Source organism: Pseudomonas sp. 3MAES_34.3B (genome assembly GCF_058145875.1).
This window is the reverse complement of record NZ_CM176960.1, coordinates 727,717-743,454: the sequence shown is the minus strand read 5'-3', so window position 1 is coordinate 743,454 and position 15,738 is coordinate 727,717. Positions and strand designations below refer to the sequence as shown.

Annotated in this window: 16 protein-coding genes and 1 tRNA gene; 9 read left to right on the top strand and 8 right to left on the bottom strand. The window is 60.9% G+C overall.

What is annotated here, in order from left to right; all coding sequences use genetic code 11:
• The first annotated feature begins 1 nt into the window (after position 1).
• A complete protein-coding gene (gene phrB, locus AC3Z8Y_RS03265; protein WP_490088436.1) occupies positions 2 to 1,444 on the top strand; it encodes a deoxyribodipyrimidine photo-lyase in 1,443 nt (480 codons plus the stop codon).
• A 9-nt stretch (positions 1,445 to 1,453) separates the two neighbouring features.
• On the opposite strand, the gene AC3Z8Y_RS03260 is transcribed toward phrB, so the two are convergent.
• From AC3Z8Y_RS03260 to hemA, 6 genes are all read right to left on the bottom strand, one after another.
• The gene (locus tag AC3Z8Y_RS03260) at positions 1,454 to 1,972 is read right to left on the bottom strand and encodes an acyloxyacyl hydrolase (protein ID WP_490088435.1); all 519 of its coding nucleotides are present in this window, start codon (positions 1,970 to 1,972) and stop codon (positions 1,454 to 1,456) included.
• Between the two features lie 106 nt (positions 1,973 to 2,078).
• A complete protein-coding gene (gene murI, locus AC3Z8Y_RS03255; protein ID WP_490088434.1) occupies positions 2,079 to 2,879 on the bottom strand; it encodes a glutamate racemase in 801 nt (266 codons plus the stop codon).
• Positions 2,872 to 3,627, bottom strand: a complete 756-nt coding sequence (locus tag AC3Z8Y_RS03250; protein WP_490088433.1) for a molybdopterin-synthase adenylyltransferase MoeB — start codon at positions 3,625 to 3,627, stop codon at positions 2,872 to 2,874. The genes murI and AC3Z8Y_RS03250 overlap by 8 nt, the downstream gene beginning before the upstream one ends.
• On the bottom strand, positions 3,621 to 4,451 hold the full coding sequence (gene prmC / locus AC3Z8Y_RS03245; protein ID WP_490088432.1) for a peptide chain release factor N(5)-glutamine methyltransferase: 831 nt from the start codon (positions 4,449 to 4,451) through the stop codon (positions 3,621 to 3,623). The genes AC3Z8Y_RS03250 and prmC overlap by 7 nt, the downstream gene beginning before the upstream one ends.
• Positions 4,452 to 5,534 (bottom strand): peptide chain release factor 1, encoded by a 1,083-nt coding sequence (prfA, locus tag AC3Z8Y_RS03240; protein WP_490088431.1) that lies wholly within the window; start codon positions 5,532 to 5,534, stop codon positions 4,452 to 4,454.
• Positions 5,531 to 6,808, bottom strand: a complete 1,278-nt coding sequence (hemA, locus tag AC3Z8Y_RS03235; RefSeq protein ID WP_490088430.1) for a glutamyl-tRNA reductase — start codon at positions 6,806 to 6,808, stop codon at positions 5,531 to 5,533. The genes prfA and hemA overlap by 4 nt, the downstream gene beginning before the upstream one ends.
• 177 nt (positions 6,809 to 6,985) lie before the next feature.
• Between hemA and AC3Z8Y_RS03230 the strand changes: the two genes are divergently transcribed.
• From AC3Z8Y_RS03230 to ychF, 8 genes are all read left to right on the top strand, one after another.
• Positions 6,986 to 8,719: a tetratricopeptide repeat protein gene (locus tag AC3Z8Y_RS03230; RefSeq protein ID WP_490088429.1), complete on the top strand. Its 1,734-nt coding sequence runs from the start codon at positions 6,986 to 6,988 to the stop codon at positions 8,717 to 8,719.
• Between the two features lie 3 nt (positions 8,720 to 8,722).
• A complete protein-coding gene (lolB, locus tag AC3Z8Y_RS03225) occupies positions 8,723 to 9,340 on the top strand; it encodes a lipoprotein insertase outer membrane protein LolB (RefSeq protein ID WP_490088428.1) in 618 nt (205 codons plus the stop codon).
• Between the two features lies 1 nt (position 9,341).
• The gene (gene ispE / locus AC3Z8Y_RS03220) at positions 9,342 to 10,193 is read left to right on the top strand and encodes a 4-(cytidine 5'-diphospho)-2-C-methyl-D-erythritol kinase (RefSeq protein WP_490088427.1); all 852 of its coding nucleotides are present in this window, start codon (positions 9,342 to 9,344) and stop codon (positions 10,191 to 10,193) included.
• A 35-nt stretch (positions 10,194 to 10,228) separates the two neighbouring features.
• Positions 10,229 to 10,303: transfer RNA gene (locus AC3Z8Y_RS03215), tRNA-Gln, on the top strand.
• A 45-nt stretch (positions 10,304 to 10,348) separates the two neighbouring features.
• On the top strand, positions 10,349 to 11,290 hold the full coding sequence (locus tag AC3Z8Y_RS03210) for a ribose-phosphate pyrophosphokinase (RefSeq protein ID WP_181117001.1): 942 nt from the start codon (positions 10,349 to 10,351) through the stop codon (positions 11,288 to 11,290).
• A gap of 133 nt (positions 11,291 to 11,423) precedes the next feature.
• Positions 11,424 to 12,026: a 50S ribosomal protein L25/general stress protein Ctc gene (locus AC3Z8Y_RS03205; protein WP_490088426.1), complete on the top strand. Its 603-nt coding sequence runs from the start codon at positions 11,424 to 11,426 to the stop codon at positions 12,024 to 12,026.
• A 70-nt stretch (positions 12,027 to 12,096) separates the two neighbouring features.
• On the top strand, positions 12,097 to 12,681 hold the full coding sequence (pth, locus tag AC3Z8Y_RS03200; RefSeq protein ID WP_490088425.1) for an aminoacyl-tRNA hydrolase: 585 nt from the start codon (positions 12,097 to 12,099) through the stop codon (positions 12,679 to 12,681).
• Positions 12,682 to 12,702: 21 nt separating this feature from the next.
• A complete protein-coding gene (gene ychF / locus AC3Z8Y_RS03195) occupies positions 12,703 to 13,803 on the top strand; it encodes a redox-regulated ATPase YchF (protein WP_490088424.1) in 1,101 nt (366 codons plus the stop codon).
• 107 nt (positions 13,804 to 13,910) lie between these two features.
• Here the strand turns inward: ychF and AC3Z8Y_RS03190 are convergent, their stop codons facing one another.
• Together AC3Z8Y_RS03190 and AC3Z8Y_RS03185 are read right to left on the bottom strand one after the other, a co-directional pair.
• Positions 13,911 to 14,381, bottom strand: coding sequence for a hypothetical protein (locus AC3Z8Y_RS03190; protein ID WP_490088423.1), 471 nt, complete (start codon positions 14,379 to 14,381; stop codon positions 13,911 to 13,913).
• Between the two features lie 232 nt (positions 14,382 to 14,613).
• On the bottom strand, positions 14,614 to 15,408 hold the full coding sequence (locus tag AC3Z8Y_RS03185) for a hypothetical protein (RefSeq protein ID WP_490088422.1): 795 nt from the start codon (positions 15,406 to 15,408) through the stop codon (positions 14,614 to 14,616).
• Between the last annotated feature and the right edge of the window lie 330 nt (positions 15,409 to 15,738).

Below are 15,738 nucleotides of genomic sequence, written 5' to 3'. Positions count from 1 at the left end.
CATGCCTCACCCTTCCCCGCGCCAGCTCGTGTGGCTGCGCACCGACCTGCGGACCGAAGACAACCCTGCATTGCTTGCGGCCTGCACCTGGGGCCCTACCCTGGCAGTTTTCATCTGCAGCCCCGGGCAATGGGCCGAGCACGACGAAGCCGATTGCAAGGTGGACTTCTGGCTCCGCTCGCTGACCGCACTGCAGCAACAACTGGCTGATCTCAATATTCCCTTGCTGGTGCGCGAGGCGCCTCGCTGGGCAGACGTCCCGCACACCCTGCGGGCACTTTGCCAGGAGCACGACGTAAGTGGCGTTCACTGCAACGAAGAATATGGGGTGAACGAACGGCAGCGGGACCGTGCCACCCGCGAGTGCCTGGAAGCCTGTGGGGTAAGCTTCAACAGTTATCTGGACCAGAGCCTGTTTGCCCCTGGCACCGTGATGACCCGCACGGGCGGTTACTACCAGGTGTTCGGCCAGTTCCGCCGTGCGTGCCTGGAGCAGCTTCGCCTGGGCATGCCTTCGCCCGGCGGCGCACCCCGGAAACAACCAGCCTTGAACATCAAAGGCGATGCAATACCGGAGAGGGTGAAGGGCTTTGAAGCGCCGGCCGAGCTCATTCGGCAACACTGGCCCGCTGGCGCCACTGAAGCACGCCGCCGCCTCGATCTTTTCACCGATGAAGCCATCCACGACTATCACGTTGCCCGGGACCTGCCTTCACGGCCGGGAACCAGCGAGCTGTCCGCCTACCTCAATGCTGGGGTGATTTCAGTGCGCCAGTGCCTGCACGCCGCGCTCGTAAGCAATCAAGGGGAGCTGGACAGCGGTAGCGTCGGCGCCACTACGTGGATTGGCGAGTTGCTGTGGCGCGAATTCTACAAACACATCCTGGCGGGGTATCCGCGAGTGTCCCGCAACCGCGCGTTCCGCCCGCATACCGAGGCGCTGCCGTGGCGCAATGCGCCCGAGGATTTCGCCGCCTGGCAGGAGGGCCGCACTGGTATTCCGATCATTGATGCCGCGATGCGACAGCTCAAGGCACTAGGCTGGATGCACAATCGACTGCGCATGATCACGGCCATGTTTTTAAGCAAGAACCTGCTGATCGACTGGCGGCTGGGGGAGAAGCATTTCATGCGCCACCTGATTGATGGCGAACTGGCCGCCAATAACGGGGGTTGGCAGTGGAGCGCTTCGACCGGGACGGATTCGGTGCCCTATTTCCGGGTGTTCAACCCAGTGAGCCAATCGGCACGCTTCGATGCTCAAGGCGTGTTTATCAAGCACTGGGTGCCTGAACTCAGCCACCTGGGCCCGAAGGATATTCACAATCCCGCACGTGGGCGAGACCTGTTTGGGTCACTGGATTATCCACCGCCGCTGGTGGATTTGAGCGAAAGCCGAACTCGCGCCCTTGCTGCATTCAAGAATCTGCCGCGGCGGGAATAATGGGGTGAATCAGATAGGCATACGGTAGTTGAGGGAGTACGCCTCGATACCGTCGTTGGGCTCTTTGATGCCGGCGTTGGAGTAGTGAATGGCGCGAACGCTCACCTCGTGACCACCGGCGAAGCGAACGCCAAGGCCCAGGCGGTCTTCGAAGTTGAAGGCCGAGCCCAGCTTGTGGTTTTCGATCTGGGTTTGCGAGAACACCGACACACCGACGCCAGCTTCAACGAACGGCTTCACCGAGCCGTTGCCGAACTCGTACACGAATACAGGCGCGAACGACAGGCTGTTGTTGCCGGAGTGCTCATCACCTTCCCAGTAGGTGTAGGCGCCATCCCAGTAGCCGGTCAGGCGGCCGACGTTGGTCTGGAACCAGGACTTGTCCCAGTCCGACTGCACACCCAGGCGATACACCATGGTGGACTCGCCAGTCTGGCCTACAGAAAACGAAACACCAGCTGCCTGAGCGGACAGGCTATGCCCCAGAACCACGGCTGCTACTGCGGCCAGACCCAACATTCTCTTCATGAGGACGTCCTTTGTTTTCATTAGTTGTGCGGTTAGCGAAACGCTGGCGTTAGAAATCATGCGTGCTTTGTAAGTTCAGGCTTACACACGCAATTTCACAACTTTTTCACGTTCCGAGAGATTCCACAACATCAGAATGCATTCCAAAGGCACGTAGGACATTTCGGAAATGCTCGACAGATCCAGACGTCCAATACTGCACCGCGCCCGCTTGGCCAGGGTGCAGCAGCCCCCCTTGCGTCAATAGCCGCTGCAACTGCCGGGCTACCGCGGCGCCGGTGTCCACCAATGCAACGTCTGTTGGCAGCAGCTCACGCAGCAGCGGTTTGAGAAAGGGATAATGCGTGCAACCGAGGATGAGGGTGTCGCAACCGGCGTCGAGCATGGGCCGCAGGTAATGGCTCAATAACGCCCTCAGCTGCGGGCTATGAAGGTCGCCCACTTCAATCAGTTCCACCAGGCCCGGGCAGGGCTGAGTGACCACGGTGACGTCGGCGGCGAAGCGGTCGAGCAAGGCGGCGAAGCGTGCGCTTTGCAGCGTACCGGTGGTAGCAAGTACGCCTACGGTGCCGCTGCGAGTGGCCATGGCGGCCGGTTTGACGGCAGGCTCCATGCCGATGATCGGCCAACCCGGGTAGCGCGCGCGCAGGTCCGCGGCCGCCGCTGCGGTAGCGGTGTTACAGGCGATCACCAACGCCTTGGCGCCCTGCCTGCGGAAGAACTCGGCAATGGCCACGCAGCGCTCGCGAATATAGGCCGCAGATTTCTCTCCATAGGGTGTATGGCCGCAGTCCCCGGCATACAGCAGCGTTTCACTTGGTAGAAGCTGTTGTATTTCCGCCAGCACCGAGAGGCCGCCAATGCCGGAATCGAACACGCCTACTGGCGCGCTCGCCGGCTCATCCATGGCGCACCTGGCATACCGGGCAGTTCGGATCGCGCTTGAGCTTCAATTCGCGAAAGCGCGTGGCAAGCGCGTCGATCAATAGCACGCGGCCGACCAGGGGTTCGCCGAAACCAGCCAGCAATTTGAGCGCCTCCAGTGCCTGCAGGCTACCCACCAGCCCAACCACCGGGCCAAGTACACCGGCCTCGCTGCAGGTGAGTTCGGCGTCACTGCCATGGCCATAAAGGCAGTGGTAGCACGGGCTGTTTTCCTGGCGCGGATCGAATACCGACAGCTGGCCTTCGAGGCGGATGGCCGCACCGCTCACCAGCGGCCGACCCTGGGCAAAACACGCGGCATTGACGGCTTCGCGGGTTGCGAAGTTGTCCGAGCAATCGAGTACGAGGTCCACGGCAGCTACAGCGGCCGACAGGGTGTCGGCATCCAGGGCTTGCGTGTGGCTGACCAGCGCAACGGAAGGGTTGATGGCGCGAAGGCGCGCAGCGGCCGATTCAACCTTCAATTGGCCGACGCTGTGGGTGTCATGCACCACCTGACGTTGCAGGTTGGTAAGGTCCACCCGGTCGAAGTCCGCCAGGTGCAGCTCGCCCACGCCCGCCGCCGCCAGGTACAACGCGACCGGCGACCCTAGGCCACCCAGGCCTACGATCAACACCCGGCCAGCCTTGAGCTTGAGCTGGCCGGCCACATCCACTTGGCTCAACAGCACCTGCCGGCTGTAACGCAGCAGCTCGTCGTCACTCAGCACGGCAGCCGCCCGAACGTGACCCGTTCATGGCCACCCAGGTCTTCGCGGCTTTCGATCTGCTCGAAGCCTTGCTGGGCCATCAGCTCACGCACGCGGGGGGCCTGATCGTAGCCATGCTCGAGCAGCAGCCAGCCCGCCGCGGCCAGGTGGGCCGGGGCATTGGCAATGATGTGACGGATGTCATCCAGCCCGTCGCGGCCGGACACCAGCGCGCTTGAAGGCTCGAAGCGCACATCGCCCGCGCTCAGGTGCGGATCCTCGGAACAGATATAAGGGGGGTTGCTGACGATAATATCGAAACGCTCACCCTCCAGCGCGCTGAACCAGTGGCTGGCGCGCACGCTGACATTGGCCAGCCCGAGCCGCGCCCGGTTGCGCTCCGCCAGGGCGACTGCCTCCGGCACGCGATCCACCGCTACCACTTGCCAGCTGCTGCGCTCACGCCCCAACGCCAGCGCGATGGCCCCGGTACCGGTGCCCAGATCCAGCGCTCGCGCCTGCTCGGCAGGCAGGCACTGGAGCGCCAGTTCTACCAGCAGCTCGGTTTCCGGCCGTGGGATCAGGGTATGGGGCGCCACCTCCAGGTCCAATGACCAGAAGCCTTGCTGGCCCAGGATATAGGCCACCGGTTCACCCTGCCGGCGCCGCTCCAGGTAGCTGGCGAATACCTGTGCGGCTTCGGTGCCTACGATGCGCTCTGGCCAGGTGCGCAGGTAACTGCGAGTTTTCCCCAGGGCGGCCGCCAGCAACAATTCGATGTCCAGGCGGGCGGTGGGTGATTCCGGGAGCTGCGCTTCACGCAGCAGGCTGGCAATGATGGTCATTCAGTCACCCAAGGCCGCAAGTTGGTCGGCCTGGTATTCGGCAAGCAGGGGCTCGATAACAGCCTCTACCCCGCCGGCGAGGATTTCGTCCAGCGAATACAAGGTGAGGTTGACCCGATGGTCAGTCACCCGCCCCTGCGGGAAGTTGTAGGTACGGATGCGCTCGGAGCGGTCGCCCGAGCCCACCAGCAGCTTGCGCTCGCTGGCAATGGCGTTTTGCGCCGCGCTGGTTTGTATGTCGTTGAGCTTGGCCGACAGCCAGCCCATGGCGCGGGCGCGGTTCTTGTGTTGCGAGCGCTCTTCCTGGCACTCGACCACGATGCCGGTAGGCAAGTGGGTGATACGGATGGCCGAGTCGGTCTTGTTGATGTGCTGCCCACCGGCGCCAGACGCCCGGTAGGTGTCTACCCGCAGGTCTGCCGGGTTGATCTCGATCGCCACCTGCTCGTCTGGCTCAGCCAGTACCGCCACCGTGCACGCTGAGGTATGGATGCGCCCCTGGGATTCGGTCTCTGGCACGCGTTGAACGCGGTGAGCGCCGGACTCGAACTTGAGCTTGGCGTAAACATTGTCGCCCTCGACCCGGGCGATCACCTCTTTATAGCCGCCGTGCTCGCCTTCGTTCTCGGACAGCACCTCCACGCGCCAGCCACGCTTCTCGGCATAGCGCGAATACATCCGGAACAGGTCGCCGGCGAAGATCGCAGCCTCGTCGCCGCCCGTGCCCGCGCGGATTTCCAGGAACACGTTGCGGCCGTCGTTCGGGTCCTTGGGCAACAGCATGCGCTGCAGGCCCAACTCGAGTTCAGCCAGGCGCTGCTTGCCCTCGCGCACTTCTTCGGCGGCCATTTCGCGCAGGTCCGGGTCGCTGTCCTTGAGCAGTGCCTGGGCGCCCTCGAGGTCATCCTGAACCTTGCGCCATTCGCGGAAGGCCGCGACCACCGGCTCCAGTTCAGCGTATTCGCGGGAAAACGCGCGGAAACGGCCCTGATCGGAAATGATCTCGGCGTCGCCAAGCAGCGCGGTCACTTCCTCGTAGCGCTCTTGTAGGGTGTCCAGTTTGTTCAGCAGAGACGCTTTCATTGCGGGGGTTTATCCGTGGCGCCCTCGTTGAGGGCAAACAGTTCTTGAGCCATGGCCAACGCATCGAGGCGGCCTTCGGCGGAGAGTTTCTTGAGCTGCACGCTGGGCGCGTGCAACAGCTTGTTGGTAAGGCCACGCGCCAGCTGCATCAGCACGTCCTCGGCATTGCCGCCATTGGCCAGCAAGCGCTGAGCCTTTTGCAGCTCCTCGTCACGTAGCCGCTCGCCCTGTTGCCGATAGGCCCGCAGCACGTCGACTGCCGCCAGCTCGCGCAGGCGCGCCATGAAGTCATTGACCCCACCGGCGACCATTTCTTCGGCAGCCTGCGCCGCGCCCTGGCGGCTCTTTAGGTTTTCGGCGACCACTTCATGCAAATCGTCGACGGTGTAGAGGTACACGTCGTCCAGCTCGCCCACTTCGGGTTCGATGTCCCGAGGTACGGCGATGTCTACCATGAAGATGGGCTTGTGCCGGCGCTGTTTCAAGGCGCTTTCGACCGCGCCCTTGCCCAGGATGGGCAACTGGCTGGCCGTGGAACTGATAACGATGTCGCTGTTGACCAGCTCTTGCGGGATATCGGCCAGCAGCACCGCATGGGCACCGAACTCCTCGGCCAGCACCTTGGCACGTTCAAGCGTGCGGTTGGCCACCACGATGCGCTTGACCCCTTGCTCGTGAAGGTGCCGGGCTACCAGCGTGATGGTTTCGCCGGCGCCGATCAGCAGGGCCTGGCTGCGCTGCAGGTCGGAGAATATCTGCCGCGCCAGGCTGACGGCGGCAAACGCTACCGACACAGGGTTCTCGCCAATGGCGGTATCGGTGCGTACCTGTTTGGCCGCGCTGAAGGTGGCCTGGAACAACCGCCCCAGCAGCGGGCCGACGGTGCCGGCTTCACGGGCCACCGCGTAGGCGGATTTCATCTGCCCGAGAATCTGCGGCTCGCCCAGCACCAGCGAATCCAGCCCGGCGGCCACGCGCATCATGTGGCGCACGGCGTCGGCGTCTTCATGGACGTAGGCGCAGGCGCGTAGATCAGCGGCGCTCAGCTGGTGATAGTCCGCCAGCCATTCGAGCACGGCTTCGGCCTGCGCGCTCGATTGCTCTATATAGAGCTCGCTGCGGTTGCAGGTGGAAAGGATTGCCGCTTCGCGGGTACCGGTGCGCTGGCACAACTGCTGTAACGCCTCCACCAATTGCTCGGGGGTGAACGCCACGCGTTCGCGCACGTCTACCGAGGCGGTCTTGTGGTTGATACCGAGGGCGAGGAAGGCCATGCACTGTCGCTGAAGGAGATTCTGAGCCGGCAATTGTCCTACTTCATCAGGCTCAGAACAACCACCGCACTCTATTGTCCCAATAGACGGACGAGATAAACCCGCCCAGGTGGGTTTTGCCGTCCGGCTTGTGTCATCATGCCCTCCACCGCAGGTTAGCCGCTCGATTTCTCCTTTATGAAAAAATCCCCCGCGTTGCTTCTCGCCCTCGCCTTGCTCGGAGGCTGTCAGAATTGGGCAGCGACTCGCGACGCCGAGGCCCCCGCCGCCGCCCAGGCGCCTACGCCCCCTCCGGCGCCGGCGCCACCCGTGGTGTATGGCTCGTTCACCGAAGACACGCTTTATAGCCTGCTCACGGCCGAGCTTGCCGGCCAGCGCAATCGCTTCGACATTGCCCTGGACAACTACGTCAGTCAGGCGAACAAGACCCAGGACCCCGGCGTGGCCGAGCGAGCCTTCCGCATCGCGGAGTACATGGGCGCAGACCAATCCGCCCTGCAAACCTCGCTGATCTGGGCCCGCACGGCCCCGGACGATCTCGATGCCCAGCGGGCCGCGGCCATTGCACTGGCCCGCGCGGGGCGTTACGACGAGTCCATGGCTTACATGGAAAAAGTGCTTCAGGGCAAAGGCGACACTCATTTCGATTTTCTGGCGCTGTCTGCCGCGGAAACCGACCCCGCCACCCGTGATGGCTTGCTGCACGGGTTCGAGCGGCTGCTGGCGAAATACCCCGGCAATGGCCAGTTGATCTTCGGCAAGGCACTGCTGCTGCAACAGGACGGCAAGGCCGAAGAGGCCCTGAGCCTGCTGGAGAAAAGCCCGGCGAAGGATGACGAGATCGCGCCACTGCTGCTCCGGGCCAGGTTGCTGCAGAACCTGGACCGCGGCGACGAAGCTGTTCCGCTGCTGGACAAAGCCGTGCGAAAGGCACCGGAAGATAAACGCCTGCGGCTGGCACTGGCACGCACGCTGGTCGAGCAGAACCGTATCGATGACGCGAAGGTGCAATTCCAGGTACTGCTGCAGCAAAATCCGGACGATGACGAGTTGCGCTATTCCCTGGCCCTCGTGTGCCTGGAAGCCAAGGCCTGGGATGAGGCCGAGGGTTACCTCAACGATCTGGTAGAGCGCGGCGCCCATGTGGACTCTGCTCACTTGAACCTGGGCCGGGTGGCCGAGGAGCGCAATGATCCGCAGCAGGCGCTCACTCAATACGCGCTGGTAGGCACAGGTACTGACTACCTTCCTGCGCAGCTGCGCCAGGCGGACATCCTCATTGCCAACGGCCAGGCTCCCGAAGCCTCGCGCCGGCTGGCCGCCGCCCGTGCCGCCAACCCTGACTACGCGGCGCAGTTGTACCTGATAGAAGCCGAGACCCTGGCCGACAACGACAAGGTGGAGCCTGCCTGGACGGTGCTCGAGCGCGCGCTCGCGCAATTCCCCGGCGACTCCAGCCTGTTATACACGCGAGCGATGCTGGCGGAAAAACGCGGCGACCTGGGCCAGCTGGAACGCGACCTGCGGAGCATCCTGCAGCGCGAGCCAGACAACGCCATGGCGCTCAACGCGCTGGGCTATACCTTGTCCGACCGCACCGACCGCTTTGCTGAAGCCAAGGCCCTGATCGAGAAGGCCCACCAGCTGAACCCGGACGATCCGGCCGTGCTCGACAGCCTGGGCTGGATCAATTACCGGCTGGGCAACCTCGACGAGGCGGAGCGCCTTCTGCGCCAGGCCCTCGAACGGTACCCCGATCACGAAGTGGCCGCGCACCTGGGCGAAGTACTGTGGGCACGCGGAAAGCAACGCGAGGCGCGCCAGGTGTGGGGCAACGCCCTGAAAGATCAGCCTGACAGCCCTATCCTGCGCAGCACACTGCTGCGCCTCACCGGTTCCGAGAAGCTTTGACCCATGCTGTTGCGCCATATTTTTGCCTTCGTTCTCCTCGCCCTCCTCGCCGGCTGTGCCGGCCTTGGCCCCAAAGAAGCCGTGCAGGGCGAGGGTAACGCGCAAACCTGGAAAGACCACAAAGCACAGATCGCCACCGTGGACGGCTGGGAAATCAACGGCAAAGTGGGTATCCGCGCGCCAAGTGACTCCGGCAGCGGCACGCTCTACTGGCTGCAGCGCAACGACTACTACGATATCCGGCTGTCCGGCCCGCTGGGGCGCGGCGCGGCGCGGCTTACCGGGCACCCGGGCGATGTAAGCCTTGAGGTCGCCAATCAGGGCCGCTATCTGGCCGCCTCCCCCGAAGACCTGCTGCAACAGCAACTGGGCTGGCGCCTGCCGGTGGGCAACCTTGTGTACTGGGTACGCGGGCTGCCTGCTCCCGAAGGCAAGAGCACCGTGGTGCTCGACGGTGACAGCCGGCTCGCCAGGCTTGAACAGGCTGGCTGGACGGTGGAATACACCCGCTACAGCCAGCAAGGCGCCTATTGGCTGCCAGAACGGCTGAAGCTGCATGGGCAGGACCTGGATGTGACCCTGGTGATCAAGGACTGGCAACCGCGCCAGCTGGGCCACTGAAATGGATCGGCCGCGCCTCACCCTCCCCGCGCCCGCCAAGCTCAACCTGATGCTGCACATCCTGGGGCGCCGCGCCGATGGTTATCACGAGCTGCAAACCCTGTTTCAGTTTCTCGACCATGGTGACGAGCTGGATTTCGCCCTACGTGACGACGGCATCATCGCGTTGCACGGTGGCCTCGCTGGCGTGCCGCACGACAGCAACCTGATCGTGAAAGCAGCCAGGCGGCTGCAGGCCGAATCCGGAACCCGCCTGGGGGCAGACATCTGGCTGCGCAAGGTGCTTCCCATGGGCGGCGGTATCGGGGGCGGCAGCTCGGACGCCGCTACCACCCTGCTCGCGCTCGATCACTTGTGGCAATTGCGCTGGGGCGAGGATCGCCTGGCGGCGCTGGGCCTCGGGCTGGGCGCGGATGTGCCCGTATTCGTGCGGGGCCGCGCCGCATTTGCAGAGGGGGTAGGCGAAAAACTCACCCCCGTGGAACCCCCGGAACCCTGGTATCTGGTGCTCGTTCCGCAAGTATCTGTAAGTACAGCAGAAATTTTTTCAGATCCACTGTTGACACGTGACTCTCCCGCCATTAAAGTGCGCTCCGTTCTCGAGGGAAACAGTCGAAATGACTGCCAACCGGTGGTCGAGAGGCGTTACCCAGATGTTCGTAACGCTTTGAGTTTGCTAAGTAAATTTACTCAGGCTAAACTCACCGGAACTGGAAGTTGTGTGTTTGGGGCCTTCCCAAACAAAGCTGAAGCTGATAAAGTCTCGGCCCTTCTGACAGGTAACCTCACAGGGTTTGTAGCAAAGGGAAGCAACGTTTCGATGTTGCATCGCAAGCTAAAAATTCTGCTCTAGAGAATCGAGTGCTCGGCACTCGAATGATCCGCTACAGGGGCGTCGCCAAGCGGTAAGGCAGCAGGTTTTGATCCTGCCATGCGTTGGTTCGAATCCAGCCGCCCCTGCCATTTTCTATACTCATCCAGGTATACCCCAGCCGGCAGGTACTGCGCGTGTCCAAGATGATGGTCTTTACGGGGAATGCTAACCCCGATCTGGCTCGGCGTGTTGTACGTCAGCTGCATATTCCACTGGGTGATGTTTCTGTCGGGAAATTCTCCGACGGCGAAATCAGCGCTGAAATCAATGAAAACGTTCGCGGTAAAGACGTCTTCATCATTCAGCCAACCTGTGCCCCAACCAACGATAACCTGATGGAACTGGTCGTGATGGCAGATGCCTTCCGCCGTTCTTCTGCGTCGCGTATCACTGCGGTGATCCCCTACTTCGGCTATGCCCGCCAGGACCGTCGTCCTCGCTCGGCCCGGGTAGCGATCAGTGCCAAGGTGGTCGCCGACATGCTGACCGTGGTCGGGATCGACCGCGTGCTCACTGTCGACCTTCACGCCGACCAGATCCAGGGCTTCTTCGATATCCCCGTCGACAACATCTACGGTTCGCCCGTACTGGTTGATGACATCGAAGATCAACGTTTCGAAAACCTGATGATCGTGTCCCCGGACATCGGCGGCGTTGTGCGTGCTCGCGCAGTTGCCAAGTCGCTGGGCGTGGACCTGGGCATCATCGACAAGCGTCGCGAGAAAGCCAACCACTCCGAGGTGATGCACATCATCGGTGACGTGGAAGGCCGTACCTGCATCCTGGTCGATGACATGGTCGATACCGCTGGCACCCTGTGCCATGCGGCCAAGGCCCTGAAGGACCACGGTGCCGCCATGGTCTATGCCTACAGCACCCACCCGGTACTGTCTGGCCGCGCCATCGAGAACATCGAAAACTCTGTCCTGGACGAACTGGTGGTGACCAACACCATCCCGTTGTCCGCCGCGGCACAGGCTTGCTCGCGTATCCGCCAACTGGATATAGCGCCTGTTGTTGCCGAAGCGATGCGTCGCATCAGCAACGAAGAATCGATCAGCGCGATGTTCCGCTGAGGCTTCGGCCGGCGGATGTCGAACTGACGAACATGCCCCGCTCCGGCACCTGTCGAAGCGGGGCTTTTTTGCCCTCACCACCCCGCGCTGGTCGCAAGCGCCGGGCAGGATGAGAGCCAACTGGAGAAACAAGATGACCGAATTCACTCTTAACGCCGAATCGCGTTCCGACCTGGGGAAAGGTGCGAGCCGCCGCCTGCGTCGTCTCGCCTCGCTGGTTCCAGCCGTAGTGTACGGTGGCGAACAAGCACCTGAGTCCATCAGCCTGCTGGCCAAGGAAGTTGCCAAGCTGCTGGAAAACGAAGCGGCCTACGCTCACGTGATCGAGCTGACCGTTGATGGCACCAAGCAGAACGTCATCATCAAGGCCCTGCAGCGTCACCCAGCCAAAGGCCACGTACTGCACGCCGACTTCGTTCGCGTGGTTGCAGGCCAGAAGCTGACCGCTACCGTACCGGTTCACTTCATGAACCAGGAAGCTGCAGTCAAGAAAGGCGGCGAAATCTCGCACGTTGTTTCCGAACTGGAAATCACCTGCCTGCCGAAAGACCTGCCTGAGTTCATCGAAGTCGACATGGCCAACGCCGAAGTCGGCACCATCATTCACCTGTCCGACCTCAAAGCGCCTGCTGGCGTTGAGTTCGTTGCACTGGCCCACGGTAACGACCTGGCTGTCGCCAACGTTCACGCGCCACGTGTACCGGTTGAAGATGCAGGTGAAGGTTCGGCTGAGTAATCAGTCGCCTTTGCCGGGGCGCTGTGATAGCTGATATCGCGGCGCTCTGACGAAATATGGAAGCCTCTACGTGACCGCCATCCAGTTGATCGTCGGCCTTGGAAACCCCGGGGCCGAATACGAACAGACCCGGCATAACGCAGGGGCTTTTTTCGTTGAGCGCGTTGCGCGTGACCAGAATGTAACCCTGGCCCCCGACCGCAAGTTCTTTGGCCTTGCCGGGCGTTTCAGCCACAAGGGCCAGGATGTTCGTCTGCTGATCCCCACCACCTACATGAACCGTAGCGGGCAAGCTGTTGCCGCGCTGGCAGGCTTCTATCGCATCCCGCCGGACGCGATACTGGTGGCGCATGATGAACTCGACATTCCTCCCGGCGTGGCCAAACTCAAACAGGGTGGCGGCCACGGTGGGCATAACGGCTTGCGCGACATCATCGCGCAGTTGGGTAACCAGAACGGCTTTCATCGCCTGCGGCTTGGCATCGGCCACCCGGGCGACGCCAGCAAGGTGTCGGGCTTCGTGCTCGGCCGCGCACCGCGCGCGGAGCAGGAAAAGCTCGACGCCAGTATCGATTTCGCCCTCGGCGTGTTGCCGGACATTCTCGCCGGGGATTGGCCCCGGGCGATGAGAGAACTGCACAGCCAAAAGGCCTGACTCCACGAAGAGGGTTGCACCATGGGTTTCAATTGCGGCATCGTCGGCCTGCCTAACGTCGGCAAATCGACCCTGTTCAACGCGCTGACCAAATCCGGTATTGCCGCGGAAAACTTCCCGTTCTGCACCATCGAACCGAACAGCGGCATCGTGCCGATGCCTGACGCTCGTCTCGATGCGTTGGCGGCCATCGTCAAGCCCGAGCGCGTGATCCCGACCACCATGGAATTCGTGGACATCGCGGGCCTGGTGGCCGGCGCATCCAAGGGTGAAGGCCTGGGCAACAAGTTCCTGGCCAACATCCGTGAAACCGACGCCATCGCCCACGTGGTTCGCTGCTTCGAAGACGAGAACGTCATCCACGTTTCGAACAGCGTGGACCCAAAGCGTGACATCGAAATCATCGACCTCGAGCTGATCTTCGCCGACCTCGACAGCTGCGAGAAGCAGCTGCAGAAGGTTGCACGCAACGCCAAGGGCGGTGACAAGGACGCGCTGGCACAGAAGGCTGTGCTGGAACGGCTGATCCCCCACTTCACCGAAGGCAAGCCCGCACGCAGCCTTATGAAGAGCTTGAGCACCGAAGAGAAGCAGTTGATCCGCGGCTTCCATTTGCTCACCAGCAAGCCGGTGATGTACATCGCCAACGTGGCTGAAGACGGCTTCGAGAACAACCCGCATCTGGACGTGGTGAAGGCCATCGCCGAGGAAGAAGGTGCGCTGGTGGTACCCGTGTGCAACAAGATCGAAGCGGAAATCGCCGAGCTGGACGACGGCGAAGAAAAGGACATGTTCCTCGAATCTCTTGGCCTGGAAGAGCCTGGCCTGAATCGCGTGATCCGCGCCGGTTACTCGCTGCTCAACCTGCAAACCTACTTCACCGCTGGCGTAAAGGAAGTTCGTGCCTGGACTGTTCGCATCGGCGCTACCGCTCCACAGGCCGCAGCGGTGATCCACACCGACTTCGAGAAAGGCTTTATCCGTGCCGAAGTGGTCGCCTATGACGACTTCATTCAATACAAGGGTGAGAACGGCGCGAAGGACGCAGGCAAATGGCGTTTGGAAGGCAAGGAATACATTGTCAAAGACGGCGATGTGATGCACTTCCGGTTTAACGTCTAAACAGGCATTCGAACATAAAAAACCCTCAAAGCCTGGCTTCGAGGGTTTTTTTATGGAGGCGGCCGGGGCTGCCTCATCCCATCTGCAACAATTCAGCAGCCGTTTGATTAACCGCGGCTTAGCGCATATGGGTTGCGTTTTTTCAGCTCTTCTGTGGGGATAAACTGACGCTCGATCGTCCCTGAGCGAATCTCATAGCGGTGTTGGTAGAGCGTAAACACGCCATTGAAGTTTCCTTTTAGCTGACCTTCCTGGGGGTTGAAGATGAAGTCAGGTGCCAACTCGATATCCAGGTCGACAAATATCTCTCCCAATCTGAAGAACGACAGATGTTTGCTTATCGAGTCTCCCGCGAATCGCAACCAGATCCCCAGGGGTACGAGCTGTTTCTTCCCCTGCACAATGACGTCAACTTCTTCGTACGCTTCAAAGGTATGACCCTGCACCTCCGAATAATGATAAAGAACCTTTTCGACAAACAGCTTGTCCTTATCAAGGCCGACGATTGCTGGAACGAAAGACGCTGAAGCCCTGCTTAACAGACCATTTCCGCCTTTGATTGCATGTTCAGTGCTCATGTTTATTTTCCTCTTTCCCGCTGGTTAGACACTTGCCAACTTACCGAAAGCCCAGCAGAGCAACGTATCGTGCCGGGCGCAGCAATCAAGTTAATAAGTTTCAGTTCAAAGCGATAGCTGGCAGAACTGACAGGTTTTCCAAAGGGCGTTACAGATGAAGCTGACCACAAAGAAAATATTGGAACGAAAATTTCGCTGCTGAGTAATTCGTCAGATCTCTAGAGCGAAACCCTCAGTACGTAAGTGCGATGTGCCCGTTCTCCACTTTATGCAACCTGCCGGCGATCGTAGCTTCGAAGGTGAAGCCTGCCTTGAGGCGTTTCTGCGCCTGATCCCAAGTGAAGTCTGAAAAAGCAAGATTTCTTCCCGTATGAAAGCCATGAGCGTAGACAAGGAAGCCGACCCAATTGTCCGTCGGGTCTCCGGGCTGGTAATTGCCTGGTATTCGCAATAGAACACCTTGGGTGGATTCCCCCACCCGTTGAGTGGCTAGCAACAGCCAATTGTCGCCACCAGTCTCGAAGCGGCATTCATCGGCCGTGAACGAGCCATCGCCGTCCAACAAAGGAGGTGAAATGGTTGCGGTAACACCATCTGAGCCCTTCGTTGAAGGCCAGACACCTGCTTCAACGTAACCATCATTCACGTTATAGGTTTTGCCTTCCGACGCTGCTTCCAATTTGAAACCAGCCTTGAACCGATTCCTTGTGCGGTCCCATTCAATGGAGATTTTCCCACCCTGCACGCGGGGGCTAACCCCTTCATAGGATATTGCCGCAAAAACTGCCGTGTCTTTATCAACGCTTTCAATGGGGTAAGTGCCGTTCTTAATTTCACGCGGGATCCACAAATAGATTACATTTACCTGCCCGTTTTCCTCCGAGATCCCGTAAACATGCAGCCGCGTATCATCAAGATAGGCGTGGGTGGCGGTTTTGAATGGCTGCGGTGGACTATCGGCAACCACGAAACTGGCCGTCATCTTCCCTGCTACGTGTACCGGGGATTCGGATTGATCGGTTGTCATGACCTTTATCCTCTTTATTGCACACCGCGCCATGCTTCTAATGGTGCAGTGCTATGCCGACTTAATTTACATGAGTACCGTACATGGCGCCGAGGGCACTGTGCCTCCGGCGCGGTATATCAATTACCCGTAGCCAAGTTAACGCTCACTTTTCACATCGGCTAGCTAACAAAGTGACAGGTAGCGCAAAGCTATCGAGTGGCGGCTGGGTAAGGCTTCGCCATCACAGTTAGCGTCCGGCTGCTTGCCCTTGATAGCGGCCCCAGACACCTCGAACGAACCCTGCACACCCGTGGCAGTCGGAACCCTTGCAAGCAGCGCCTCGATGGC

Excerpts from the sequence above, each read along its gene's own strand:
- AC3Z8Y_RS03260 (WP_490088435.1), bottom strand. The coding sequence starts at position 1,972 with ATGAAGAGAATGTTGGGTCTGGCCGCAGTAGCAGCCGTGGTTCTGGGG.
- ychF (WP_490088424.1), top strand. The coding sequence starts at position 12,703 with ATGGGTTTCAATTGCGGCATCGTCGGCCTGCCTAACGTCGGCAAATCG.
- AC3Z8Y_RS03230 (WP_490088429.1), top strand. The coding sequence starts at position 6,986 with ATGAAAAAATCCCCCGCGTTGCTTCTCGCCCTCGCCTTGCTCGGAGGC.
- ispE (WP_490088427.1), top strand. The coding sequence starts at position 9,342 with ATGGATCGGCCGCGCCTCACCCTCCCCGCGCCCGCCAAGCTCAACCTG.
- AC3Z8Y_RS03205 (WP_490088426.1), top strand. The coding sequence starts at position 11,424 with ATGACCGAATTCACTCTTAACGCCGAATCGCGTTCCGACCTGGGGAAA.
- prmC (WP_490088432.1), bottom strand. The coding sequence starts at position 4,451 with ATGACCATCATTGCCAGCCTGCTGCGTGAAGCGCAGCTCCCGGAATCA.
- prfA (WP_490088431.1), bottom strand. The coding sequence starts at position 5,534 with ATGAAAGCGTCTCTGCTGAACAAACTGGACACCCTACAAGAGCGCTAC.
- hemA (WP_490088430.1), bottom strand. The coding sequence starts at position 6,808 with ATGGCCTTCCTCGCCCTCGGTATCAACCACAAGACCGCCTCGGTAGAC.
- phrB (WP_490088436.1), top strand. The coding sequence starts at position 2 with ATGCCTCACCCTTCCCCGCGCCAGCTCGTGTGGCTGCGCACCGACCTG.
- AC3Z8Y_RS03185 (WP_490088422.1), bottom strand. The coding sequence starts at position 15,408 with ATGACAACCGATCAATCCGAATCCCCGGTACACGTAGCAGGGAAGATG.
- AC3Z8Y_RS03190 (WP_490088423.1), bottom strand. The coding sequence starts at position 14,381 with ATGAGCACTGAACATGCAATCAAAGGCGGAAATGGTCTGTTAAGCAGG.
- lolB (WP_490088428.1), top strand. The coding sequence starts at position 8,723 with ATGCTGTTGCGCCATATTTTTGCCTTCGTTCTCCTCGCCCTCCTCGCC.
- murI (WP_490088434.1), bottom strand. The coding sequence starts at position 2,879 with ATGGATGAGCCGGCGAGCGCGCCAGTAGGCGTGTTCGATTCCGGCATT.